We start from the raw sequence: 24,633 nt of genomic DNA, 5'->3' as shown, positions 1-24,633 counted from the left end.
CGCGGGACCGTCGAATGGCGTGGCCAATTGCCCTGAAGACAAGGGCCAGCCAGCCTTGGGAGGCTTACTTCTTGGTGTAAACACCAGGTACGATTGGCTGATCGGCAGGAACTTTCTCGCCAGCAATAACCTTGGCGGCTGTGTCAACAGCAGCCTTGCCCATCTGGTCAGGGAACTGCTGGATAACGCCAACCATTACCGGGTTGGAGTCAACAGCCTTGCGTGCCTCTTCCATACCGTCAAAGCCGATGACCTTGACCTGGCTTTCGAGGTTGGCAGCCTTTACGGCAACGGCAGCAGCGAGAGCCGCGTCATCACCGAAACCGAAGATGCCGTTGATGTCAGGGTTTGCCTGCAGCATGTTCTGTGCAGCAGCCAGGGCTTCAGCGCGCGTGATGCCGGTCTGGATCGAAACGATCTTCATCTCAGGATGTTCGGCAATCGCCTTTTTGAAACCTTCAACGCGGTTCACAACCGACTGAACAGTCGGGTAGTCGATGATTGCGACATTGCCTTTGTTGCCAAGTTCTTTCGCCATCAGTTCGCCAGCTTTCACACCACCGGTGTAGTTGTCGGTACCGATGTGCGAGGTAACTTTTGCGTCCTTGGCAGGAACGTCGACGGTGATGACCTTGATGCCAGCCTTTTCAGCCTTGTTGATAGCGGCGAGTACGCCCTGGCTATCAACCGGCGAAATAACGATGACGTCTACGCCCTTGACGATGAAGTCTTCAACATCGGCAAGCTGCTTGCTTAGGTCCTGGTTGGCAATGGAGACTTCCAGCGGAATATTCTTTGCCTTGGCTTCATCCTTCATCGCGTTTGCGAGATCGATGTAGAAGGGGTGCTGCTGTGTGAGAAGCGAAGCACCGATACCTTCCGCATGTGCGGAAACGGCTGCGACAGACAGCATGCCAAGTGCGAAAACAGACTTCAAAATACGATTGCGGATCATTCTTTCCTCCCGAAACGTTTTCGGCGCGGGCCTGTTTTTGATTAGCGGCCGAAGTGGCAGACCCTCCCCGGTTTCGACCGCAGCGGCATCAAGACCATAAAAATTTACGCGCGTCAAATTTAAAATATGTGCGCGATAAATATTTATGTGGGTGCGTGTGAAGGCTTTCGGCGCAAATTGTGTTAATGCTATGTTTCCAAACCGAGTGGCCGTTACTTCCTACCATCGCTAGTCAGGCAAAGATGGTTGCGATGTTATATTCGATGCTCTTCGGTGTGCTGCTGAGGCGAAATTTTTGAAGTCTGCTTGCCACGCAGCCTTATCTGTTTTCGATTGCTGCAGACGGGTCGTTACGCGAATGTCTTTCATCGACTTCAAGGTTCAACTAGACCGCTACAGGCGTAATGTCCGGCTTTAGGTTTCTGCGTGTTGCTGCTTACCACCAGGAAATTGTAAAAGGGCTGATTACTGTGGCGGCGGTTGTCGTAGACGTGTATCGCCAGAAGGCACGGGTGAAGAAGGCATAACCTTCTCGCCATCAAACTGACATTCGGTTCCAGGGGCAAAAATGAGCTACGGTCTCTTCAATTCGACACTGGAACTGTCTGTGACAATTTTAGCCGTCTTTCTCGTCGGGCTCTCCAAAGGCGGGCTCGGCGGGATGAGTCTTCTGGGCGTCCCCCTGATGGCGCTTGTAATGTCTCCGGTGACAGCAGCAGCCATACTCCTGCCCATTCTGGTAGTCATGGATGTGGTCGGTGTGGTCGCGTGGCGCAAATGGGTTGACTGGAAGATCATGGCCCGGATTTTGCCAGCCTCGGTATGCGGTATTGCACTGGGCTGGATGACTGCGCATCTCACATCAGACGCGATGATTCGACTGATTGTCGGTGCAGTTTCAGTGTTGTTCGTTCTACGGGTAGTATTCGGAAAAACAATCAAGGCAGACTATACCGAAAACCGTCATTCGGCAGGTTTCTGGGGCATGATGGCGGGTTACACCAGCTTCGTTGCGCATGCCGGTGGACCGCCATTGCAGGTCTATCTTTTGCCGCGTCGGCTCGACCCGAAAATCTTCACGGGCGTGACCGTGATGTTTTTTGCGATCACCAATGCTTTGAAACTCATTCCTTATGCGGCGCTGGGTGGCTTTACCAACCAGAACCTCGGCCGCGCGGCACTCATGATGCCGCTGGCTATCGTATCAACCTGGTTAGGGGCATGGGTTGTCCGACGCATGAGTGCATCGGTCTTTTATCCCATGACCTATATTTCTGTTGCCCTGGTTGCCGTCAAACTCATCTGGGATGGCGTCACAGGCCTGTAGCTAAAAGCCAGTTACGGTGGGAGTTGGCGGTGTGGTCTCGTTCTGCTGTACGCGAGCGGCCACCGCAACCGTCAGCGCCTGGGCCAGACACTTCGGTGCAGCAAGCGAATGTGAGGATGTGTAGTCATTCGTGCGAACGACAAAAAGAACCTTCTCGGAATGAACCAATGTTGAAAGCGTATCGATCCGCTTAGCCTCGTCAGCGATATTCATGGCTGAACTGCGTAAATGCCGAATGAAATGGTGAAGAAACAGAAACAATCGATAAATATAGTTCCATAATCAAAGTTATGCGATTTATATATGTAGCGGGGGTGGGTTCAAGGATGAAGTGCGACAGATCAACAGGTCGCTTAACACGAAGCTGTGCAGCCTCTCGGAGATTGCTGATCGATATTAGGCCGTGCGCCGTGTATTGAAAATTGCCTCGTGAATATCGACATTCAGGATAAACTGGAGGTCGAAATGTTCTACGTTATCGTTGCGATTTGCGCACTGGTTACAACATTCTTTGTCTGTCGTTACTACGCAGCCAAGACCCTCGTTGCCGAAAAGGATATCGAGAAGATCATCGCAAGCAAATTTGCCTCGAGTGGCAAAGCTATTGAACTTGCAAAGGTCCGTGAGGAAAACGCTGTGATGCGAAACCTGTTACTGGACCTTTTGGAGAACGAGGCGGTTTTACCGATGCATCACTCTTCCGTATCGAAGGATGATCTTATCAGAATGAAAGCGACCAAAATTCAGAGGTATCGTGAGATATTGGCCGAAAGCCACCATGTCCTGCAACGTCGGGAAGCCAGCCATGTTTTGGCGGGCTCCAGTTCAATCGGCGACAGGCGCGGGGCTTGAGGTTCAAAGAGCCAAGTTGGGCCGAACGCCCTTGTCGGCACTCCCTCGCTCTTTGGTCCAGCTACTAAGTCATGAATATGAAGCGCTTGCGCCGTATCCACTCACTTTTGCGGCAAGTCGCTTCAGAATGTCCTGATAATGTCACCAACTTTCCCGGTGAAATCTTCCAGCACCTTGCGTTGTTCAACCCGTTGACCCTCGATTGCAGTCAGTTTGTCCTCCAGCACGTTGAGCTGCTTGTCGAAGCGGTTTTTCGTATCGCCATCGCCGACGGCCTGCAGATTCTCACGCACCCTCGCCTGTTCGTCTGACGTGCGGCTATAATCCTCATCAAGCACCTGCAGCTTCAATTGCGCGTCATTCTGGCCGCGGCGAGCATCGGCAAGTTCGATCAGTTTGGCCTTTGTCTCGTCATCTGCGGCAGCCTCCTGCCAAGCAACCAGCGTAAAGGCGTCAGCATCAATCAGTGAGATTGTCTCGTCATTGACCAACTCATAGCGGGTTTCCACCGTCTTTTTTTCGCCGACCTTCAGGCTGGTTTTGATGCGGTAGTCACTGGCCGTCGCTTCGTCCTGTCCCTCGGCGCTAAACGTCCAACCGCCGCGTTTTGGAACCTCGATCACGACAGTGCGCTCACCGTCTTGCGCGCCTGTTATGTCGTAGGTCGCCACCTCAACAGTTGAGGACTTGGTGTGGATCATGCCATCGACAACTTTCAGGCTGACAATGTTCTGGCTTGTTTTCACCGCAGTACCTATATTGACCTTCTGGTCCACGGCAAAGCTGACCGATTGTTTCTGGTCGCGTGGAAGGCCATTGATCTGGGCGTCCCCAACATAACCGACACTGTCGTCGTAAACCGTCATGATGCCGGGCGGCAGGCTGATGCCGGCATTGTTCTCAATCAGTGCCGCTGCCACGGGATGTTCACCGGCCATGCCGGCCCGGTAAAGCGAGACCATCTCAGCCTTCACGCCCTGATCAAGGATCGGCACGGAGATCGTGTCGCCGTTTCTGATGTCATAGCTGCCCTGCAGCGCGAAAGTCGATGTCACATCCTGCTCGGCAGCGCTGGCCTCTTGGCCGCTGGCCATGGCAAACGGTGCTGGCGCTTCAACCGCCATGGCCTCGGCCATAGGTGCGGATGCCAGGAAATCTGCACCGCCCATGCTGTTTCTCGCCACCATGGGTTTTGCCCCCGCCCCCGCTGGCAGGCCGGCAGCGGCAGTATCAACCGGCACCTCTATACGCTCACGCATGAAGTGACGATGCAGCGCCTGTTTGAGAGTGACCGGCTTGCCAGACGACAGCGTGACGCCAACACCGTTCCAGTCCTCTCCGGAGGCATTTTCAAACACCGCCCAGGCTTGCAGGCGCACCTCACCTTCCTTGCTGGTGACGAGGCGATAGGATGTCTTCCAGATTGGCGCCGGCACGACATAGGAGATATCAACCTCCCTTTGGGCTGCGCCATCCAGTTTCAGAGTCACGGTTCGTGCGCCATCCGTGTTGCCCTTGGCAATCACATCCATGGCGGTCTTGAGTTTATCTTTGACGGCAGCATCGAGAATTTCAACCTTGGTGCCGGGTATCGGCGTCATGGCGATTTCGCCGTCATCGGTCATCAGGGATAGTTGCCAGCTCTTTGCCGTCTTTTCATTCTCACTTGCCGTGACTCCAAGAACAACGCCCTGTTTGTCGCCCGCCTTGACCCGCGTTCCCTTGATGGCATCCAAAAGCTTCGGCATGGAGGAGAGATCGGATGCCTTGAACGGCAATGTGCGGAATGTCTCTTCCAGCGGGTTTGGGCCAGCCAGCGACAGGTTCTTGACCCTGCCCTCCTTGTCCCGAACCACGAGGCTTTTGAGAACATCATCGATCTGGTCGAGCGGTACTTCTATGGTGATTTCAGAATCCTGCCCCACCTCAGCGGACCGGACAATTTCCGCAAGCCCCCCGGACGACAACGTCACTGACTTGACGGGTCCATTGACGGCAGCAACGGCTGTGGTTGAAACAAGTGCGAAAAAAAGGGCTGGAAGAACGCGTTTGGTGGTGATCATAAAAACTCCCGACTGTAACTATGGCAAAAAGCCACGCAGCTCCCAGCTGCATTCACCGCATATGATTGTAGGTTTTGGCGCTATTTGAGGCAAACAAAACCGCAAACAGCTGTCATCGACCTGTTTTGATAACAAGGCATTGGTTGGTGCTCCTGCGCAAAGAATGCTGGAGCGCTACAACCGGTGGAACAAATAGGTCGAAATTGCCGTTGTGCTTGGCGATAATTCCTTTGGAGACATCAGATGAAACTGAAGCTTGTTTTGAGCGTGGTATTGGGTGTTGGCTTTTCGGCAGCAGCGGCGCAGGCGCACAACAACTGGCATCTCTACGGCGCGGTTCCCGTGGCGGGTGATCCGGTGCTTGAGGCCGCCTATCGCGCCGCTCTCGACCACTGCAGCTATGAGGGATATTACAGACATCAACGGGTTGGTTTTTACGGTGGAGACTACGGTTCTGCCGAAATACGCCGTTGCATGTCGCGCAAGGGCTTCATCTTGCAGGATGGCCAGCCACACGCCTACCCAGCAAGCAAGGCAGCATACTACGTGAGGTAAAAGGCCAGCGTAATTCGTGGTTTTGCACCTTCAGTCGTGTCATACCTCTCCAAAACGCTAGACCACGTTTGGGCAGCAATAGTGGGGTTACGACAGTGTCGTTCCGCTCATCTATAGACTCATCAAATAGCTGGAGCATGATGACGCGGTTCGATCTTAATATGTAGGGCAAGCCTCTTAAGGGAATGGAATTTCAGATATTTTTGAGTTTCTGGTAGGGCATTGATAAAGTTTTAGCTTTTAGGTATGTTATTCCTACCACGTGTATATTCTGAAATTTTTGGGCGGCACGATGATAAAGTTACAGACGGCTGTTAGCAGGGCAGCTTTATGCCTTTCGACAGCAATGCTGCTTTCTGCATGCACGAGCGCACAGACCGTTTCTGTGGACACCAGTCACCAGTCGACCAAGCTGCCAGTTGAGCCTCAAAAGACGGTTTACAGCTATACGAACAAAGATCGTGAATGTTTGAAGCGCGCGATGTACTTCGAGTCAAAACGATCAAGCGAGAACGGGTTCCTTGCTGTCGGTAGCGTCATCATGAACCGGCTCACTTCCGGCATCTATCCTGAAAGCATTTGTGGCGTTGTCAGCCAGAAGAATCAGTTTGCACCTGGTGTCATGACACGCAAAATGGATGAGTCGACCGCACCCAGCCTCAACATTGCTGCAGATGCTGTTCTGAAGGGCGCCCGCCATCCTGACGTGAAGAACGCCATGTTCTTCCATACCGAGGGGTACACTTTCCCCTACAACAACATGCATTACGTTGCCGCAGCCGGCGGTAATGTATTCTACGAAAAACGCGACGAAGACGGCAATCTGCAAACCGTAGCGCCCAAGCCTGCCAACAGCTACATACTCGCTTACTCGTCCAATGATCCAGAGCAGAATCCTGCCCTATCTTCATCGATCATTGCAGAAGCGTCAGTTGCAGCCGCGACAGGGACAGACGTGGCCAGCGCATCGGCGACACCGACCCAGACACAGGCTGTGACACCATTGGAAAACACTGCGTCCGCTGATGCTGTGCAGGTCGCTTCTGCATCACCGAATCCATCGGCGGCGCCGGTCATTACCGAAGAAATTATACGTTCAGGCATCGAAGAGACTTTTGCGACCGATCACGCAGTGCCGCAGAATTCCTCCTATAATTCTGGTGGTCTTCGTCAGGTCAGCCTTCAGAGCGGAGCACGCGTTCCATTGCCTGCAGCACGCCCGGATGCGCAGAACCGGCCAGTTGCGGGAAGCGCAGCGGCAAATGGTTCACCACGCCTTAGTCAGGCAAATTGGGCTTTACGCACAAGCAACAGCTGGCAATAGACTCACACCGTCTTCTATCGTGGCCTGAATGTGTCTTTGTCGTTGTGCTTCAAGACTGATGTGTTCTGGCAGGACGGTCAGCCCGGAACTACAGCTTGAAATTCTTACGGTCGTATGCGTGCCGAAATCCAATTTTTCTCAGGTTTTCGTAGGAAATGTTGGGTCTGCCTATTGATGGCGCCTCTGTTTCAACCACGAATGTAGACACGCCATTCGAGATGCCCTCGTTAATGCGAGCGGCGATGAGCGCCTTTTGAGCGCCGCGATTTCGAAACTCAGGCACTGTCGTACCTCCGCCCAACCATGCATATGAACCTGACACATAGATGGCGCCGGTGCCGACAGGCGTTTCACCGTCCAGGGCAAAAAAACATGACCATCCGTCCTTCCCGACGATAGCCGACCAAACAGCCGACAACGTCAGTGGAAAGCTGAACCCACTACACATCATTGATCCGAACTGCGAAGCTTCGGCGGCGTGCACCCTTCGGGTGCTGACACGAACTGGCATATCGATGCTGCGTAACGACGCGTCGAGGGTAAGCTTCGACCAGCCGGGACCGTGTTCATGAAGGCCCTTTGTGCTCAGCCAGTTTCTCACATCGTTCGCAACGGCTTCAACGTTCAATTGCAGATACCTGTTGCCGGTCCTGCCCTGCATCCAGTTATATGCCTTAACCAGATCATTGACCGTACCCAAGCCGAGAATACGATTGAGACCTATTGCAGGGGCATTTGGCAGAGAGATTGCGCATCCGCCGTTGATGGTGATGCAGTCAAAAACTTCCTTGGCACGGAAACTGTTCGGTGAGAGCTTGTGCAGGCTCAAGAAGGCCGCAGCCTCGATAGCCTCTTCAGCCGGTGGGACAAAGCTTTTCGAAGATTGAAAATTCAAGACAGGCTCCTAAGCCTTAACGATTGGAGGCATATGCGCGTTAGCAAGGTACTTCGATTAAAAGCCAAGTTCGCTGAGACTGGGATAGTCATCGGGTCTTTGCCCAGTGGCCAGTGAAAGCTGCGGTTCTGAATGCTGATCGGCAGGTCGTTGATTCTGGCATAGCGCTTTCGCATCAGGCCACCATCATCGAACTGCCAGTTCTCGTTTCCGGATGATTGGAACCAGTTGCCACTTCGCCGCTAAAAACATCTGGATTGCATCCCGGCCAGTCACAAACTGGCTCGGTTCCGCCACCGGCAGTCAACGGTATAAGCCAGTGAGACCCTGATAGGGTTTCTGCTGATAAACAAGGAGGAATAGGTGGTCATTCAACGTCGCTCATCTCAAAGGTCCTCCAGACGTGCCCGCAAGGCGGCGTTCTCCGCTTCCAGTTGTTGCAGTCGGTCGCGAAGTGGAGCGACGGCTTGTCCGACCTCGTGCTCGGTGTAGCGCGGGGTGATGTGCTGCGGGCAGTTCCAATCATAGGCCTCAAGTCGCAGCTTGAAGATACGCTCTGCCCTGCCCCTGTAATCCGGATCGGAAACAAGTTTTGCGAGCTGCTGGTCCGTATCCAGTTCCACTTGCTCGACATAGGCATAGATTTTGAGCCGGGCTCTCCGGACATAGTCCATTAGAAACAGGCAGGTGCGATCATTCGCTGCAAAATTGCCGGCACTGATATACTGGCGATTTCCGCGATAGTCTGCGAAGGCCATGGTCTGCTGGTCAACGACCTTCAAGAAACCTGCTTTGCCTCCTCGATGCTGAACATATGGCCAGCCCGTTTCGGAGACGGATGCCATATAGAAGCTGTCGCGTGTCGCGATGAAAGCGATTTCGGCGTCTGTCAGAATATCCGAAGGGCGGTCATGAGACCCCAGCCATATCTGATCCGCGCCCATGTCAGCTTGAACTGCCCTGACACTCGGTGTCACGGCCACCTCAAGGAAATGATATGGCATGCCTGATCTCCTTGTTCGGCCATGCACGCATCGATTTAACACGATGCGTGCCTGGATATGTCTTTTGGCAACGCCTCTTGTTAGGAACTTTGTGTCCTCCGAGGCCCCTAAAACAAAGATTACTCCTGCAAGGCCCAGTCTGCTACCTGCCACTGCATCTCCCCACGATCCGCCACGACGCGACCGAGACCGGGAAAAGGCATGTGGGTTGCGGCGATAAGCGCACCCTCCGATGCCGCAAGCGGAAAGAAACGATCGCGCATGGCTTTTGCTGCGACACGGTCCTGCTCGAACAGGAAGAACACATCGGTAGCAGCGGGATGTACAACCGGGAAAATCATGTCTGAAACCATGATCAGGCTCTTCCCGCCATCTTCGATCCGCACGCCGATGTGGCCTGGCGTGTGGCCGGTCAGGTCAACAATCGAAACGCCCGGTGTGATCTCGCGCTCTCCATCTATAGCCTGGAGTTTCGGATATAGCCGCACCACCTCTTCTGCCATGTTGAAACTTGGCTGCAGAAAATCAGGAGCACCGTTTTTCTTGGCTGGGTCGGTCCAGTGGGTAACGTCGCGACGATCTATATAGAGTTCGGCGTCAGGGTAGTTGTTCTTGCCTGCCAGAACCAACCCGCCCATATGGTCTTGGTGCATATGTGTCACGATGATTGCGTCGATCTGATCGGGTCGAAGACCATAGTTGGTGAGTGCTTGTGGCAGTTTTCCTGTCTGGCCGATAGAGCCTGCCGCACCGGCGTCAATCAGGATGCGGCGCTCACCATCTTCGACGAGATATTGATTGAACAGGAAACGTACGCCACTTGGCCTGGCGGTAAATTGTGCGCTTGCCGCCTTCTCTACCTCCGGGGCCGACCGTCCTGGGAAGTAGTCATAGGGCATGTCGGCATATCCATCCGTCAGCGCTGTAACAGTGAAGCGACCGATCCGTATCTGTGCGAATGGGGTTATTGCAACAGGAGTTTTGTCGACTGCCTGCGTCGCGGCTTGGACCGATGAAGCACTAACCAATCCCCCGCTGAGGAGACTTCCTCCAACGAGGCCAAGAGGCAAGGCACTGGCAAATGCACGGCGTGAAAGTTGCGGCATGGCGTCTTCCTTCATATCGATTGATGATGTGGTGGCGTCGGCAAATGTGCCGGCATATTGGCTGCGATTGGCAAACGGGTTTTCGCCCAAGCCGTCATTGTTCGGCGCCAGGTTCAACCATCTTTTTTTATGAATAGGTCGGTTCAGGCCCGCCCTCAATTGCGATCTAGGTCACAGCAAACTAGACCAAGGCAGTGCGAAAATAGACCATCGTCTATCAATCTCGCCTAACACGGTGGCGAGAAACAGCGTAACCTGACATGGGGCGTTTACGCTCAGCGAAATGGTAGGGGACCAAGTTGGACAAGCATAAGGATACCGATGCGATCATCGACCTTATCCCGGCAATGGCGTGGTCGACGACGTCTGACGGCATGCTCGATTTTGCCAATCAGCATTTTCTCGAATATGTCGGTTTGCCGCTTGCAGACATTGCTGGTGAAAATTTTTACCGGCTATTCCACCCCGATGACACAACTCGGCTTGCTTCCGAGTGGCGCGCTATCATGATCTCCAAAATAGGGAGGGAAGTCGAAGGCAGGTTGAGGCGTGCCGACGGCGAATATCGGTGGTGTTCGCTTCGGCAAAAACCCCGGTTTGGTTCTGACGGAGATGTCATCAAATGGTACGGTGTCGTTCTCGATATTGAAGATCGGAAACAGGCTGAAGACTCTCTCAGAGAGACCAAATCTGCGCTTGCTGCAAGTGAAGAGAACCTGAGGCTTATCATCAATTCGCTTCCAGTCCTGGTCTGGTCCGCACGCCCGGATGGAAGTGCGGATTTCGTGAACCAGAACTGGCTTGATTATGCCGGATTACCAGCCGCTGAAATTCTCGAATGGGGCTTTCTGGACCTCTATCACCCCGACGATATTCCAGAGATGGTGGAAATCTGGAAACGAGACCTCGAACATTCAGATCATACCCGATTGAAAGGGCGCATTCGTGGGGCAGATGGAACCTATCGCTGGTTTTATTTTGCGGGACGAAAGCTGATAGATGCGAATGGTGTCGTGCGCTGGTTTGGTGTCAATATCGACATTGAAAACCTGCAATGCGCTGAAGATGCCCTTCGAGAGAGCGAAGCGGCACTTAGGGAAAGTGAACATAAGCTCAGCCTCATCATCAACACCATTCCTGCCATGGCCTGGTCCTGTACGCCGGATGGCCGACTTGAATACTGGAACCAGAATCTGATCGATTTTGTGGGCCTGCCATTTGAAGAGATTGTCGGATTCGGGTTCTACCGCATGTTTCATCCCGATGATGTCGAACGGATGCGTGAGAGTTGGGAAGAGGTTGTCACGACGAAAAAACCCAAGCCTGTTGACGCCCGGATCAGAAGATTCGATGGCCAGTACAGGTGGTTTAATCTGCGACAAAGCCCACTTCTGGATACTCACGGCAACGTCGTTCGGTGGTATGGCATCGTTGTCGACATTGAAGACCGCAAACGTGCAGAGGACTCGCTTCGTCAGAGTCAAAGTCAACTCGCACACGTTACCAGAGTGACGACGATCGGAGAGCTTGCCGTTTCGATTGCTCATGAGATCAATCAGCCGCTCATGGCAATTGTAACCAATGCAGGCACCTGTCTCAGATGGCTTCAGGAGGGACATACCGATCTTGAACAAGCGCGATTGGCCGCCGGACGGATCGTTCATGACGGTCATCGTGCCGGTGAAATCGTAACAAGCATTCGCTCCATGGCGCAGAAGACGCCAGCACAAATACAACGCACGGATTTCAGCCTCGCGCTAAGGGATGTTTTGGATCTCTTACACGGCGAATTGCGGTCGCGTAGCTTGGGCGTCATTGCAGAACTGAAGGCTGAACCTATTGAGGTTCTTGGCGATCGTACTCAACTTCAGCAGGTCCTGGTAAATTTGATCATGAACGCCGCTGAGGCGACATCACAACGTCCGGAAGCTGTTATCAAAGTCAGTTGTATCGTTGGCCAGACGGGTGACGTTGAGGTGAGTGTTTCCGATTTCGGCAATGGAATACCTACTGACGAACTCGATAGGATATTCGAGCCATTTTATACTACAAAATCTGATGGGATTGGGATGGGCCTCTCCATCTGCCGCTCAATAGTTGAAGCCCATGGAGGACGTATCTGGGCAACCGCTAACGATCCGTGTGGAAGCACATTCACATTCACGCTCTCTCATTTTAAGGAAACACCCGTTGATCGATGAACGGAAGAACCGGCAGCCTACCGTCATCATCATTGATGACGATCAAAACGTACGCGAAGCGCTGAAAGGGCTGTTCGAATCGGTGGGGCTTGCTGCCGAAACGCATGGTTCTGTCACGGAGTTCATGGCGGCAGATGATCCTGAAAAAGCCGGTTGTATCGTGCTCGACATCCGGCTTCCCGGGCCAAGCGGCCTGGAATTTCAGGAAGCGTTGGCGAAGAGCAACCTTCCGCGGTCGATCGTCCTGATTAGCGCCCATGTTGATGTGCCCATGGCAGTGCGGGCCATGAAAGCTGGCGCTATAGACGTTCTCAGCAAGCCGGTTCGAGAACAGGATCTTTTGGAGGCGGTAAACCGTGCGATCGCCAACGATGCTGCGCGCCGCAACGAAAGAAAAGCAAAAGCTGTGACCCATTCAAGATATATGACGCTGACGGAACGTGAGCGGCAGATCATGACATTTGTCATTGCCGGTAAGCTGAACAAGCAGATCGCGGCAGAGCTGGAGCTCGCCGAGCCTACGGTGAAACTTCACCGAGGGCACATGATGCGGAAGATGAAAGCGACATCGGTGGCGCAACTGGTCAAAATTGCCGATGGGCTTGTATAGACCGATTAGTGGGCTGTTATGGGCTCCGGTGAAATCTAGCTTGTAGCGGAAAGTATAGGGGTCGACCACGGCGCCTCAGCGCCGATAATCGGTCCTTCATGGTCGCAAACTCTTGCGCCAGGATACTGCTAAGGAGCAGGCTGCGAACCTCAGGCTCCTCGACCGACCACGCGTGATGGTTGATTTTCACCCCAGTGGGAAAGCAGCTCACTCAGCGTGTCGATAAGAAAACCGACGTCGTAAGGTTTTGGAATAAATTTCACACCGTTTGGCAGCTCGTCAGCGCCGATAGATCGACCACCCGAAGTCACGATAACGGATATGCTGGCTTTGGTGGACCTTATATGTCGGGCGAGATCGACGCCATTGATGCCGCAGGGCATTTCTACATCAGTAATAACAGCATCGACTTGGCGCGCTTCAAGAGCGACGATCGCTTCCAGAGCGTTTTTGGCTTGGATTACTTGATAGCCCTCATCTTCGAGGACTTCAGTGAGCATTATTCTAATCAGAGGCTCGTCATCGACGATAAGCACGGTACGCAGAAACATGGGTCGGCTCCATTGTGATCACGCATACAACGTGCGTGTTCAGATTAAGATCGCCCCCGTGAGGTAGTCTTTGGGAACAAACTTAATAAAATACGAACAATCTCATCGATTGTCCGTTATCCACAGCTGGCAGCCTATTATTGCTTTCAATTCTTTGGGTGGATTGAACCCTGCTCCACATTTCTCACGGATTGTTGGCCAAGAACGTTATGAGCATACGAGATCAGCTGAGGATAAATTTCATCTGTGGCTTACTCATCAGCCCGAACTCATGCCTGAAATTCTTCCTCGGGGCGGCCCTCGCCCGCGATATAATAAAATCTGGTGCTTTGAATCATGATCGCTGGTCCATCAAGGCGGTGAAGCTCGCCATTCAGGTACCATTGTTGATCACCGTTAGGCCACTCTATTGCAGGCCCGTCCTTGCGATGGCGTTTACCATCAAGCCACCACTCACAATAGCCATTTGGTGAAGATAGGGCTGGACCATCAACACGGTGATGTCGGCCGTTTACCAGCCATTCCTGTTTGCCATTATTGTAACTGATGGCAGGCCCATTATCGTTATGGATCTGGCCATATACATTATACCATTCCGTTCGGTTCTGAAAAATCTTCCTGTTCAACCTGTTTCCTCTCCACGGATCCGCTTTACCGCGATGTTTTAGAGATGAGTATGAATGGCCCGGAAACATTTGCAAGGCACGCATCATCTCTATCGGTCTCGTTACGTCAAAGGACAATCGACTGGTAGTATGCCAATAATTGAAGGGGAATGTCCCCAATCGCGGCAACTGGCAGAGTTTATCCTCATACTTTACGCCGGGCGCTCGTAACGTGGCCTCCACCCCCGAACCATTCCCTGGCTCATGACCTTAGAGGCTCGATATAATTGATCGCGCAAGAAGTCGGCATCTGCCATAAGGTTTCTGATTGCAGACAGCGCATCCCCGTCATGGGCCGCCAGCACGGCCGCAGCTAGATCGACTTCGCCGGAGACGGGCCCGTTGATGTCATCAGGATAAATATTAAAAGCGAGTTGTTGAGACATGGAGAACTCCCGAGAATAACATTCCGTGAATGTTCTCATTTTGTTCTATTTTTACACAAAGTCAACCCGGAGAAACTGGACCTCTATGCAGGGCTGCAGCCGAAGCGGCAACCATCGACCTCAAATGTCACATGAGTAGTGCCCCGGGGCGCTGTATTGACGTTCGACGAGCCAAACCCGTCAATGCTAGGCCTTTTAATTCGACAGTTTATGGAATTGCCTTGAGCACCGACAGCCTGTTACCCGGTAAAAAGGCAAGGACTTTATCTTGTTCCAGCGCATTCAGGACAGCCGTAATTTCGTCGTCGGTGAACCCATCAGCCTTTAATGGCTCATCAATATCAGGCCGATTGAGCGTTTTGTCAGGCTTTGCCTTCAGTGCTTTAAGTCGCTGGGAAATGGCGATTTCAGTATCTTCAAACCGGCTCATGAGTGGCTGTTGCCTTGTTGTGATTGTCCTGTTGTCGAGACAAGCTGATAATCTCGTTGTTGATATTGGATTCACGGGATGCACTGTGGCTTTGATCTCTCATAGCGCACAATAGTGCAATACGCCGATATAGATATAGCCACCCGCACAAGCTTATCTGCGGGTGGCTATACCATTGTGGCGGTGTTGAAAGATGATTAGCAACGGTCGATGTAACGATTTCCGTTGCGGTCGCGGTAGTAGCACTGGCCTGGCTGGTCCGCGACGCTACCGATCAATGCGCCCGAAACACCGCCGACTGCGGCACCGACAGCCGCACCGCGCAGATTGCCGGTTGCTGCGCCACCTATGATGGCGCCACCTGCTGCGCCGACGGTTGCACCGCGCTCCGTTGAGGAACATGCCGCCAGCGACAGAGCAACAAGAACTGGAATAATGATTTTTTGCATTGTGGTCTCCTTCTCTCAAAAACCAAACCATGCCAGAGGCGTTTTGTTCCGATTATTTTATGTTTGGACCCGAAAGCAGCAGCCGATCATCTTCAAAAAAACTTCAAAAACAAGGAAGTAGCGATATTTGAGGCGTCTGGACGTTTTCTCAACTTTGCCAGTGTTAACCTGCTTGTAAGCAGCCGTTCTCTCCTTTGTCGTAAGGCATGCAACGGGTTGTCCTGTAATATTGATATTTGCATGTGACCACTGATCGGAAGAGGGAACGATTTTGCTCTTCTCCCGTTCACATCGCGGTCGTACGCGCGTGGGGTATTCACGCACCGAAAGTCCTAATCGAGATTGAAGTCGAAGTGTCATTCCGGTCGTGACGAGCAGTTTATGTGTTAGCATTTTGAAAAGGTGGCAAAGTGTCGATTTTGGTGGCTGGCGAAACATGTTGGCGCTTGGATAAGGCAGATCGCGCTTCGGTGATCGTCGATGCGGACAAATTCTTCAGGCATGCGCGCAATGCGATGCTGAAAGCCAAACGCAATATCATGTTGATCGGATGGGATTTCGATACCCGGATCGAGCTTGCACATGATGGCAAGGATGATGAAGCGCCTGTGAAAGTAGGGCCGTTGCTGGATTGGCTGGCGGCGCGCAATTCCGATCTCGAAATACGGATTTTGAAGTGGGACCTCGGCGTGATCAATTCGCTGGCGCGAGGAGAGACGCCCTTCTACGTTTTGAAATGGATGTTTTCCAATCAAATCCACCTGAAGCTCGACGGTGCGCATCCCGCAATGTCGGCTCATCACATGAAACTTCTTGTCATTGACGATGAGCTCGCATTTTGTGGCGGGATCGACATGACTGTTGGGCGTTGGGACACAACTGACCACCGCGATAATGAACCTCGACGTCGATCACCCATGGGCTTTGCGCAAGGTCCTTGGCATGACGCCACGACGTGCGTGTCAGGCCCGGCGGCGGCAGCACTGGGTGAATTGGCTCGAACTCGTTGGTATTATGCGACAGGTGAAAAGCTTTCGAAAAGCGAAGGTGCAGATCAAATCTGGCCGGACGGTCTCGATGTCGACTTGTCTGGTGTCGAGATCGCCATTTCCAGAACCGCGCCGCAGTACGAAAGCAGACCGCAGATCAGCGAAGTTGAGACGGTCAAACTTGCAATGATCGCGTCGGCGCGAAAATCTCTATACATCGAAAGCCAGTATTTTGCATCGAGGCGCATCGCAGAGGCGATTGCTGCGCGTCTCGGAGAGCAAGACGGGCCGGAGGTGCTGGTCATCAATCCTGAAGGCGCAGGAGGTTGGCTCGAGGCAAAAACGATGGATTCTGCTCGCGTTCGGTTGATGAAGCTTGTTACGGATGCCGATATTTACGACCGCTTCCGGGTGTTGTACCCGGTGAATGAAAATCGCTCGCCGATCTATGTCCATGCAAAGATCATGATTGCCGATGAGAATATTCTGAAACTTGGTTCAGCCAATCTCAACAATCGTTCAATGGGTTTTGATACGGAATGTGACATCGCGATTGAAGCAAATGATTACTCAACGCGTGCAACAATCTCGAGAATAAGAGACACGCTTATTGCCGAACACCTCGGATGCGCGGTTGAAAGGGTGTCTGAGGAGATCAAAGCATCGGGCTCATTGATCAAAGCTGTCGAGACCCTCAATCAGCCTGCAGGCCGCGGCCTGATTCCTGTGCCTATCCGTGAACTCACCGCTGCTGATGAGGTGTTCGCTGAATCAGAATTTGCGGATCCGGAAAGACCTGCGGGAGTGCGGTACAAGACGGCAAGTTTTCTGCAACAACGTTTCCGTCGTCCTACACCGCTGCCGCTCAGTTAAGGTCGAGCGCAAAAAAGTGGCACGTCCTGTTGAAAGACGTGCCGAGATCGCATCGAGAGCCACACCCCGGGGGGAAAAACGAGGTTTGGCTGTGTCGAAACTTTCGTTTCGACTTTTTGTTCCATGCGTCCCCAGGCGGTTTTTATCAAATCCTGGCGTGATTAGTCCGCCGAGGACTTCGATGCGCTCTCAATGTAAGCGATGAGATTGTCGAGGTCTGCCGGTTTGCTCACTCCGGCTGAAGACATTTTGTTACCAGGTATTTTCTTTTTGGGAGCGCTGAGAAACGCCTTCAATTCTTCCGAGGTCCAGATTTGGCCTTCTTCACCCGCCTTTTTCATGGCGTTGGAATAATTGTACTCCGGCAAGCTGCCAGCAGTACGGCCAATGATAGCATTGAGTTGGGGACCAACTTTGTTTTTGGCGCCCTCCCCGATGGCATGACAGGCCGAACAGCGTTTGAATACTGTTTCACCCTTGGCAGCATCGCCCTCGGATCGCGCCGGCATAGCGCTCGCAGCCATCAAGACCGCTGCCAACAATATTGAAATACGCATTTTTTCATCCTTGTCTTGCAAATCAAAAGTCCCGCACGCGGGGCGCGCGGGACAAACGGACATAAACTCAGGCTGTGCCCCAAGCGGGCGTACCCTTTTTGTAAGGGACGCAGGTTTCGTATTCGCCCGGGATTTCGTCATAGACAAGAACTTCGGTTGCACCGATTTTCGATGTGAAAAAGCCGAACAATGTCAGCTGCTTGACGAGGGTGAATGCCTGTGGATTGGTTGGGGTCTGTTCTGCCCTGGCCTTTTTGTCCAAAGCCAGAATGACATCCTCCCGCTCTTTAGCTGTCAGGCTGAGAAATGGTTTATTATGTTTTTCCTGGCTGCTGCCTTCAATCTGTGAAATTGCAGAATGGAAGAGCTTCTTTTGGTCTTCCGTATAACAATCGGCAGCATAAACAGCCATGAAGGCGCCGACTTCGGCGTCTTTCGCGCCGGGGGTGGATGTCCGAGGGATGATGGTTTCAGCTACCTCATCCAGGAAACGGATGTCCTCCGGAGTAAACAGTTGGTCGGGCTTTGCCGCAGCGGCTTTATCCAGACTGAAGGCGACATCGGCGCCGACCAGGGAGATGCCTGTCGCAACCGTGATAAGTCTTAGCAGTTCACGTCTGTTCATTACAGATTTCCCTTCTTGAGCTCTGACACCGCAAAATCGGCAGCACGTGCCGTCAGCGCCATGTAGGTGAGAGACGGATTTACACAGGCGGCAGACGTCATGCAGGCACCATCTGTCACGAACACATTAGGAGCATCCCACACCTGGTTGTTGCCATTCAGAACCGAAGACTTTGGATCGCGGCCCATGCGTGCCGTTCCCATTTCATGAATACCCATACCAGGTGCATAGCTGCCTCGGGTCGGTTTGACGTTTTTGATGCCGACGGCCTCAAACATTTCAACAGCGTCATTCACCATGTCTTCACGCATGTCGAGTTCGTTTTGTTTCAACTCGACATTCATCGAAAGGACCGGCAGCCCCCATTTGTCCTTTTTGGTTTGGTCAAGCTTCACGCGATTTTCGTGGTAGGGCAGCATCTCGCCAAAGGCTGTCATGCCGATTGTCCAGCCGCCTGGTTCAGTCAACGCGTCTTTATAATCTGCTCCAATATTCATCTCGGCGATTTCGCGCTCCCAGCGGGAGCGGCTTGCCGAACCCTGATAACCAAAACCACGCAGATATTTACGCTTTTCATCGCCGATGTTGCGGAAGCGAGGAATGTAGAAACCTGCCGGGCGGCGTCCCTTGAAATAGAACTCGTCAAATCCTTCGACCTCACCCGTCGCACCCATGCGGAAATGGTGGTCCATGACGTTGTGGCCGAGTTCGCCGGAACTGCTTCCCAATCCCCCTTCCCACACGTCGGTGGCTGAGTTCATCAGCACCCAGGTCGAATTCAACGTCGAGGCATTCAGGAAAATAATGTCAGCGGTATATTCGTAGGTCATGTTGGTTTCGGCATCGATGATCTCGACACCGCGGGCCTTCTTCTTGTCCTTGTCGTAAAGGATTTCCTTGACGATTGAGAACGGCCGCAGGGTAAGATTGCCGGTCGCGACGGCTGCAGGCAGGGTCGATGACTGCGTGCTGAAATAACCGCCGAACGGACAGCCCAACCGACACTTGTTTCTGAACTGACAGCGGGTGCGATCCTGATCAGGGAGTTCCTGCGTGATGTTGGCGCAGCGGGAATTGATCAGGTGACGCGTGCCCTTGAACCTGTCCTTCAGTCGACGTGCCACATCTTCTTCGACACAGTTCAAAGGGATTGGTGGGAGGAATTCACCATCAGGAAGGATATCGAGCCCTTCTTTGCTGCCGGAAATGCCTGCAAACCGTTCAACGTAGTCATACCATGGTGCAACATCCTGGTAGCGAATAGGCCAGTCGACTGCGATGCCTTCCTTGGCGTTGGCCTCGAAATCGGTCTGTGACCAGCGGTAGGTCTGGCGTCCCCAAAGGAGCGAGCGACCACCGACATGATATCCGCGGAACCAGTCGAAACGTTTTTCTTCGACATAAGGCGTTTCCTGTTCATCGGCCCACATGCCGAGTGTGGCTTCTTCCAACAGATAATCGCGGCTTAGAACCGGATACTTTGCTTTCATTTCCTGCGTGGCACGATTGCGGTGAGGGTAGTCCCAGGCTTCCTTGTCCGCATTCTGGTAATCGGTGATGTGTTCGATGTTTCTGCCACGTTCAAGAAGAAGAACTTTTAGACCCTTTTGTGTGAGTTCTTTTGCGGCCCAGCCTCCGCTGATCCCCGAACCGACAACAATCGCGTCGTAATGATTGTTCGCCATGATAATTCCTCTAACTGTTGTTTGGAAAAAAGGCGCAACTCATCGGTCCTGCCGAGATATCGACGGGAAAAATTATGTTGATCACATGCGCCTGCTATTCCCCGGTAGTGTGACCACCGGGGAATGGTTGTTGCATTACTGAATTGTTGGCAGGTGTTCGTTGAGGAAGGCGTTGCCCTTGGTCAGGACGGCTTCGGCATCAAGCGGCATGTCGTGTTCAAGGATGAACCATTTCGCGCCGGCCTTTTTGGCCGCTGGCAAGATTGTTTTCCAATCCAGAACGCCGGTGCCGAGGGTGGCAAAACCACGTTCATTTTCCGCTGTGCCCGCAGGTGCATTATCCTTCGCGTGGATCGCAAATACCCGCCCGTTCAATGTGCCGAGAAACTCTGCCGGGTCTGTGCCGCTGCGTGCTACCCAGGCGACATCAAGCTCGCTCTGAAGCTTGGGACCGGAAGCGTCGAGCAGAAGCTCAAGTGCTGTCTTGCCGTCAAACTTGACCAGTTCAAAGTCATGATTGTGGTAGGACATGGCCAAACCGGCAGCAGCCAGCTTGTCTGCGTAACCACCAAGCTCCTTGCCAAATGCCGTCCATGCAGCAGCATCCGCTGGGCGATCTTCCGGCTTGAGGTAAGGTACGGTCACAACCGGGTTGCCAACGGCCTTCTGCTCGGCAATGACCTCGTCCAGATTGCCGCGCAGCTTGTCGATAGGCACATGTGACGAGATCACCTTGATCTTGTGTTTCTCAAGCAGCGCGGACAATTCTTCTGCGCTGACCTTCTGCATGTCGACGGTTTCCACTGCCGAGACGCCGGCGCGGTTGAGAATGGCAAACTGCTCTTCAAGCGTGCCTGCATCGCGCAATGTGTACATCTGCGCTGCGATTGGCAGGGTTTTGTTGTCGTCAGCCAGAACCGGATTTGCGATAACTGCCGCCATTGCTGCTGCAAATGCCATACCTGTGAATGTTGATTTCAAGGATTTCAAACGCGTAACTCCCTTTTCGTTTGAGCGGTAAACGACACGCATGCGCCCCCCTCCTCCCCGGCCCTGCAGCCGGAGGTGAAAAAGCAGCCTCCAATGTGTGGTGTCGTCTGTTTCAGATAGGGTGCGGCTTAAATGTCGATCCCGACCCAAGACGTGGTCTGGCCGGATCGTACTGCCGCATCAATGAACAAACGTCTGCCCCAGCTGCCATTACGTCGAGGACGAAATGGAAGAAGTTGGGACAACAATGTCAAAAGCGGACGTTAGTCTGCGCAAACTTTTGTTGCAGCAAACCTCAAGTGTATAGACATGAAAATTTTGCTCCTCCAAGCAACGGATTTTCCAATGAAACCGTTTACATCGATAAATGTAACCGGTTTCATATATGTGTCAATCTACAAATTTTGGTTTATCAGTTCTTGGCTCATAGACCGGGAGCCGACGTTGTACAGAAATCGGCTCTACGCGCTGAGTTTCAAGGGATAATCATTAAGATGGCTTGGGCACATTTTTTTGGTCGCTCGTTGCTCAGCGTTGCATTCCAGTCGGCCTCGGTTTCTCCCAATTTTCAATGACCGAACTATTTTGAGCTGTGCCAGATGATCACATAATTGCCTATGTCGCTAATGCGAATCTAAAGTCGTTAAAAGACCGCGCCAACGTCAGTTGTCACGGTCTTCCTTCTGGCGCTGGGTGTTTGGGCTGTCATATTTTTTCGGGATTTGACGCCTGATGCATCAGGTCATTGCCTTTCTCACCCCGGCAGAAATCCACTGAGTCACAACCATGGTGGCAAGAATGACGACAAAGATCGTTGTGACTTGCGGCAATGCCAGCACATTCACTGATGATTGCAGTTTGAGACCAAGATATAGGTCGGAATGACAACTTCTGGGGGTCAAAGCAAACCGCGTCTGAGGGTGAATAGGCCAACGGCAGCGCCGAGCGAACAAAAGACAAGGAAAATCCAGCCAGAGACAGCGCCTGCCTGAATGCCGGAAAGCAAAACGCCGATTGTGCAACCCAGTCCGGTCATCGCCCCCCAACCCATCAGCACCCCACCAATGAGCCGACGCGCTAGGCCTTTTGCATCCGGCCAGGACGGTTGAAACTGTCTAGCATTTACTGCGCTTGCAAAAGCACCGATGACTACACCGATGACAAACACACCATTGGGAGACAGGAGTGTAGTTTTAACGGCCGAAACACAACCACGCAACGTATCGAGGCCGCTAAGTGTTTCTGGCACGAAACCGGCAGGTGTGGCGGCTGTGCGCACCAGACTACCGAGTTCTGCAGTGACGCCGATGGGTGCAATTCTGAGATAGGCAAACGCGCCGATTGCCGCAACGAGAATGCCGGTCAGCACCGGTGGCCAGCGGTGTGAGAAGACCGCCTGCCCTGCTAATGACAGGTAGTTTTTGTTGTCATCGGAAGGAGGCTGTGGTTGCCGTTTGCCAAGCCACAATGTGATGATGATGAGTGCAGCCACGCCGATAAGTCCGGCGATAAGTGCGCCGCCGTGCCCGAATATATGGGGCAACCACAGAGGAGGATCATCATGCACCGCCAATGTGAACAGACTGTTCCAGGTCAGGAAGCCGATCAGAAAACCCAAAGCAGCGCCAAGGATGGCAATAATGGAGCCGAAAGCACCCTCGCCAATCCGGTAGAGATGTCCTGACAGGCAAGAGCCGGACAAGGCTGCGCCAAAACCAAAGGCGGTCGAGGCAAGCGCCATAACCCAACCGACTGGACTGATATGGGCATTGGGTGGCAGACGATTTGGCTGTGGCACAGGCACCCAGGCCATGATGATCACTGTGTAAAAAACGATGCCAAAACCGAGGGCGATTAAAATGGATAGAACACCATCTATTTTACGGTGCTCCACGAAATCCCTGAAATTGCAGAGAAAGCAGAAACGTCCACGCTGAAGGACGATGCCAAAGAGCAGGCCAAGTATAAGAGAAAGCGAGAGTATTCGGCCAGTGGCATCTGTTGCGAGAGAAACCGACCACCAACTAACCAGAGCGATCAGCAACAGAGAAATGGCCGCCCGGCCGATTGATGGGCTCATAAACAGTCTCATTGTGCTTTCAGAGCCACGTTACAGCATCAGGTCCGCGTGGACCGCTCTGATCAATCGAATGTACACGTTGACGAGCGGCGCAGAGATCACGCCGCTCCTCGTATTGAAACGCCCATGAAAAGCTCAGGGCGAAATGTATTTATTTGCCAGTCCAGACGGTGCCGGTTGGATTGCTGATTGGAACGCCAACGGCATTGCCATATTCCGTCCAGGAGCCGTCGTAGTTTTTGACGTCGTAACCGAGTATCTTTTTTAGCGCGAACCATGTGTGGCTGGAACGCTCGCCAATGCGGCAATAGGTAATAATGGGCGCACTGCCATCAACACCTTTGTCTGCGTAAATCTTTTTGATTTCATCAACGTTTTTGAAGGTGCCGTCCTGATTGACGATGCTGCCCCAAGGCACGTTGACCGCGCCGGGAATATGACCGGCACGTACGGACAACTCTTTAACGCCTTCGGGGGCGAAAATCTTGCCGGAATACTCATCCGCTGAGCGGATATCGATGAGCTTGATGTCGTGCTTTCCTTCGGCCACGGCGACGACATCTGTAAAGCGGGCACGAATTGCAGTGTCACGCTCCGGCAATGCCAATGTGGTTGGCGTCTGTTCCTTCGCCGCTGTATCTAGAGGCAGGCCCTTGGCTTCCCAGAGTTTGCGACCACCATCGAGCAATTTTACCTGCTGACCAAGACCGTAGGTTTCGAATATCCATGCACCCCAGGCTGCAAACCAATTGTTGTTGTCGCCGTAGAGGATAATCGTTGTGTCCTTGTCGACACCGGATGCTTGCAGAAGCTTTTCAAAGTCCTCTTTCTTGGCGATGTCACGACGTTCCTTGTCGACCAAATCTGTATGCCAATTGATATTCAAAGCACCGGGGATGTGACCACGTTCATAAACGCCGGTATCAACACTTACCTCGAAGACACGCACCTTTGGATTGTCGAGGTTTTTCTGTAGCCAGTCGGCGTCAACCAGTGCGTCTGACGCGGAAGCCTGTCCAGCGAGCAAGAGCGCGGCAAGAGTTGTCGTTGCGATGATGCCCGGCTTCGTAATTGTTGTCATGGTGTCTCCTCAATGTGCGTGGTGTGATTGGTCAGTCCTCCAAAGCATCGATGAAACAAGGTGCAGGTTGAAGTTATAAAATTCTATAGTTTGTATCGATTTTGAATATTCATGATGCACCAGTGACGTTTTGCGGAAAAACACGCAATGATAGCAAAAATGGCAAAACCTCTGCCATCAACGATATATTACGTACGAATTGCAATTTAATGTTGATTTGCTGATGGACTGTTAGCTGCACACTCTGATGGCAAAGACCACACCTTGCAGTTTCTAAGCGCCGTGATGGACTGCCCTCTTGTCTGGTCATCACGACCAATTTTCCAATCGATATACGTTTGCAACTTGACAGTTCGTCACGTTCGAATAATTAAATGTAA

24 protein-coding genes and 2 pseudogenes are annotated in these 24,633 nt (G+C 52.7%); 8 read left to right on the top strand and 18 right to left on the bottom strand.

What is annotated here, in order from left to right; all coding sequences use genetic code 11:
* Nucleotides 1-64: 64 nt before the first annotated feature.
* Complete coding sequence (locus tag IB237_RS13340; protein ID WP_192489153.1) at nucleotides 65-955, bottom strand: substrate-binding domain-containing protein; 891 nt, start codon at nucleotides 953-955, stop codon at nucleotides 65-67.
* 398 nt (nucleotides 956-1,353) lie between these two features.
* On the opposite strand from IB237_RS13340, the pseudogene IB237_RS13335 reads away from it, so the two are divergent.
* Both IB237_RS13335 and IB237_RS13330 read left to right on the top strand, forming a co-directional pair.
* Nucleotides 1,354-1,482 (top strand): annotated as a pseudogene (locus IB237_RS13335) (ABC transporter permease); the annotation flags it as partial.
* A 41-nt stretch (nucleotides 1,483-1,523) separates the two neighbouring features.
* Nucleotides 1,524-2,282, top strand: a complete 759-nt coding sequence (locus IB237_RS13330; protein ID WP_192489152.1) for a sulfite exporter TauE/SafE family protein — start codon at nucleotides 1,524-1,526, stop codon at nucleotides 2,280-2,282.
* Here the strand turns inward: IB237_RS13330 and IB237_RS13325 are convergent, their stop codons facing one another.
* Nucleotides 2,283-2,495 carry a hypothetical protein gene (locus tag IB237_RS13325; protein WP_246787889.1) on the bottom strand — a complete coding sequence of 71 codons (213 nt, stop codon included), beginning with the start codon at nucleotides 2,493-2,495 and terminating at the stop codon, nucleotides 2,283-2,285. It lies immediately after the preceding gene.
* Between the two features lie 216 nt (nucleotides 2,496-2,711).
* Between IB237_RS13325 and IB237_RS13320 the strand changes: the two genes are divergently transcribed.
* Nucleotides 2,712-3,134 carry a hypothetical protein gene (locus tag IB237_RS13320; protein ID WP_371815314.1) on the top strand — a complete coding sequence of 141 codons (423 nt, stop codon included), beginning with the start codon at nucleotides 2,712-2,714 and terminating at the stop codon, nucleotides 3,132-3,134.
* Nucleotides 3,135-3,256: 122 nt separating this feature from the next.
* Here the strand turns inward: IB237_RS13320 and IB237_RS13315 are convergent, their stop codons facing one another.
* Nucleotides 3,257-5,197 carry a DUF4139 domain-containing protein gene (locus IB237_RS13315; RefSeq protein WP_192489151.1) on the bottom strand — a complete coding sequence of 647 codons (1,941 nt, stop codon included), beginning with the start codon at nucleotides 5,195-5,197 and terminating at the stop codon, nucleotides 3,257-3,259.
* Nucleotides 5,198-5,440: 243 nt separating this feature from the next.
* Here IB237_RS13315 and IB237_RS13310 point away from each other — a divergent pair, with 243 nt between their 5' ends.
* Both IB237_RS13310 and IB237_RS26550 read left to right on the top strand, forming a co-directional pair.
* Nucleotides 5,441-5,752, top strand: coding sequence for a hypothetical protein (locus IB237_RS13310; protein ID WP_192489150.1), 312 nt, complete (start codon nucleotides 5,441-5,443; stop codon nucleotides 5,750-5,752).
* 541 nt (nucleotides 5,753-6,293) lie between these two features.
* Nucleotides 6,294-7,076, top strand: a complete 783-nt coding sequence (locus IB237_RS26550) for a cell wall hydrolase (RefSeq protein ID WP_371815313.1) — start codon at nucleotides 6,294-6,296, stop codon at nucleotides 7,074-7,076.
* 88 nt (nucleotides 7,077-7,164) lie between these two features.
* Here IB237_RS26550 and IB237_RS13300 read toward each other — a convergent pair whose 3' ends face one another.
* From IB237_RS13300 to IB237_RS13285, 4 genes and pseudogenes are all read right to left on the bottom strand, one after another.
* Nucleotides 7,165-7,971 carry a GNAT family N-acetyltransferase gene (locus IB237_RS13300; RefSeq protein WP_192489149.1) on the bottom strand — a complete coding sequence of 269 codons (807 nt, stop codon included), beginning with the start codon at nucleotides 7,969-7,971 and terminating at the stop codon, nucleotides 7,165-7,167.
* Nucleotides 7,968-8,342, bottom strand: a pseudogene (locus IB237_RS13295) (DUF1348 family protein). The gene IB237_RS13300 and the pseudogene IB237_RS13295 overlap by 4 nt, the downstream one beginning before the upstream one ends.
* Before the next feature lie 15 nt (nucleotides 8,343-8,357).
* Nucleotides 8,358-8,975: a pyridoxamine 5'-phosphate oxidase family protein gene (locus IB237_RS13290; protein ID WP_192489148.1), complete on the bottom strand. Its 618-nt coding sequence runs from the start codon at nucleotides 8,973-8,975 to the stop codon at nucleotides 8,358-8,360.
* A gap of 119 nt (nucleotides 8,976-9,094) precedes the next feature.
* A complete protein-coding gene (locus tag IB237_RS13285; RefSeq protein WP_192489429.1) occupies nucleotides 9,095-10,081 on the bottom strand; it encodes an MBL fold metallo-hydrolase in 987 nt (328 codons plus the stop codon).
* A 347-nt stretch (nucleotides 10,082-10,428) separates the two neighbouring features.
* Between IB237_RS13285 and IB237_RS13280 the strand changes: the two genes are divergently transcribed.
* Both IB237_RS13280 and IB237_RS13275 read left to right on the top strand, forming a co-directional pair.
* A complete protein-coding gene (locus IB237_RS13280; protein WP_371815327.1) occupies nucleotides 10,429-12,282 on the top strand; it encodes a PAS domain S-box protein in 1,854 nt (617 codons plus the stop codon).
* Nucleotides 12,272-12,892, top strand: a complete 621-nt coding sequence (locus tag IB237_RS13275; protein ID WP_192489146.1) for a response regulator transcription factor — start codon at nucleotides 12,272-12,274, stop codon at nucleotides 12,890-12,892. Before IB237_RS13280 ends, IB237_RS13275 begins: the two co-directional genes overlap by 11 nt.
* Before the next feature lie 149 nt (nucleotides 12,893-13,041).
* On the opposite strand, the gene IB237_RS13270 is transcribed toward IB237_RS13275, so the two are convergent.
* From IB237_RS13270 to IB237_RS13250, 5 genes are all read right to left on the bottom strand, one after another.
* Complete coding sequence (locus IB237_RS13270) at nucleotides 13,042-13,443, bottom strand: response regulator (protein ID WP_192489145.1); 402 nt, start codon at nucleotides 13,441-13,443, stop codon at nucleotides 13,042-13,044.
* Between the two features lie 269 nt (nucleotides 13,444-13,712).
* On the bottom strand, nucleotides 13,713-14,069 hold the full coding sequence (locus tag IB237_RS13265; protein ID WP_192489144.1) for a hypothetical protein: 357 nt from the start codon (nucleotides 14,067-14,069) through the stop codon (nucleotides 13,713-13,715).
* 191 nt (nucleotides 14,070-14,260) lie between these two features.
* Complete coding sequence (locus IB237_RS13260; protein ID WP_192489143.1) at nucleotides 14,261-14,494, bottom strand: hypothetical protein; 234 nt, start codon at nucleotides 14,492-14,494, stop codon at nucleotides 14,261-14,263.
* 208 nt (nucleotides 14,495-14,702) lie between these two features.
* Nucleotides 14,703-14,924, bottom strand: a complete 222-nt coding sequence (locus IB237_RS13255; protein WP_192489142.1) for a hypothetical protein — start codon at nucleotides 14,922-14,924, stop codon at nucleotides 14,703-14,705.
* Nucleotides 14,925-15,121: 197 nt separating this feature from the next.
* Nucleotides 15,122-15,373: a glycine zipper domain-containing protein gene (locus IB237_RS13250; RefSeq protein WP_192489141.1), complete on the bottom strand. Its 252-nt coding sequence runs from the start codon at nucleotides 15,371-15,373 to the stop codon at nucleotides 15,122-15,124.
* 446 nt (nucleotides 15,374-15,819) lie between these two features.
* On the opposite strand from IB237_RS13250, the gene IB237_RS13245 reads away from it, so the two are divergent.
* Nucleotides 15,820-17,235 (top strand): phospholipase D-like domain-containing protein, encoded by a 1,416-nt coding sequence (locus IB237_RS13245; protein WP_246787887.1) that lies wholly within the window; start codon nucleotides 15,820-15,822, stop codon nucleotides 17,233-17,235.
* 161 nt (nucleotides 17,236-17,396) lie between these two features.
* Here IB237_RS13245 and IB237_RS13240 read toward each other — a convergent pair whose 3' ends face one another.
* The 6 genes from IB237_RS13240 to IB237_RS13215 form a co-directional block, all read right to left on the bottom strand.
* Entirely contained in the window at nucleotides 17,397-17,792 is a 396-nt protein-coding gene (locus IB237_RS13240; protein WP_192489428.1) for a cytochrome c family protein, read from the bottom strand.
* 67 nt (nucleotides 17,793-17,859) lie between these two features.
* Nucleotides 17,860-18,417, bottom strand: coding sequence for a gluconate 2-dehydrogenase subunit 3 family protein (locus IB237_RS13235; protein ID WP_192489139.1), 558 nt, complete (start codon nucleotides 18,415-18,417; stop codon nucleotides 17,860-17,862).
* The gene (locus IB237_RS13230; protein WP_192489138.1) at nucleotides 18,417-20,102 is read right to left on the bottom strand and encodes a GMC oxidoreductase; all 1,686 of its coding nucleotides are present in this window, start codon (nucleotides 20,100-20,102) and stop codon (nucleotides 18,417-18,419) included. Before IB237_RS13230 ends, IB237_RS13235 begins: the two co-directional genes overlap by 1 nt.
* Before the next feature lie 135 nt (nucleotides 20,103-20,237).
* Nucleotides 20,238-21,092, bottom strand: coding sequence for a sugar phosphate isomerase/epimerase (locus IB237_RS13225; RefSeq protein ID WP_192489427.1), 855 nt, complete (start codon nucleotides 21,090-21,092; stop codon nucleotides 20,238-20,240).
* An 898-nt stretch (nucleotides 21,093-21,990) separates the two neighbouring features.
* The gene (locus IB237_RS13220) at nucleotides 21,991-23,172 is read right to left on the bottom strand and encodes a YeeE/YedE family protein (RefSeq protein ID WP_192489137.1); all 1,182 of its coding nucleotides are present in this window, start codon (nucleotides 23,170-23,172) and stop codon (nucleotides 21,991-21,993) included.
* Between the two features lie 151 nt (nucleotides 23,173-23,323).
* A complete protein-coding gene (locus tag IB237_RS13215) occupies nucleotides 23,324-24,253 on the bottom strand; it encodes a sulfurtransferase (protein WP_192489136.1) in 930 nt (309 codons plus the stop codon).
* Nucleotides 24,254-24,633: the final 380 nt, after the last annotated feature.

Source organism: Agrobacterium sp. AGB01 (assembly GCF_014851585.1).
Taxonomy (GTDB): Bacteria; Pseudomonadota; Alphaproteobacteria; order Rhizobiales; family Rhizobiaceae; genus Agrobacterium.
The sequence above is the reverse complement of the archived record's forward strand: the minus strand, read 5'-3'. Positions and strand labels throughout refer to the sequence as shown.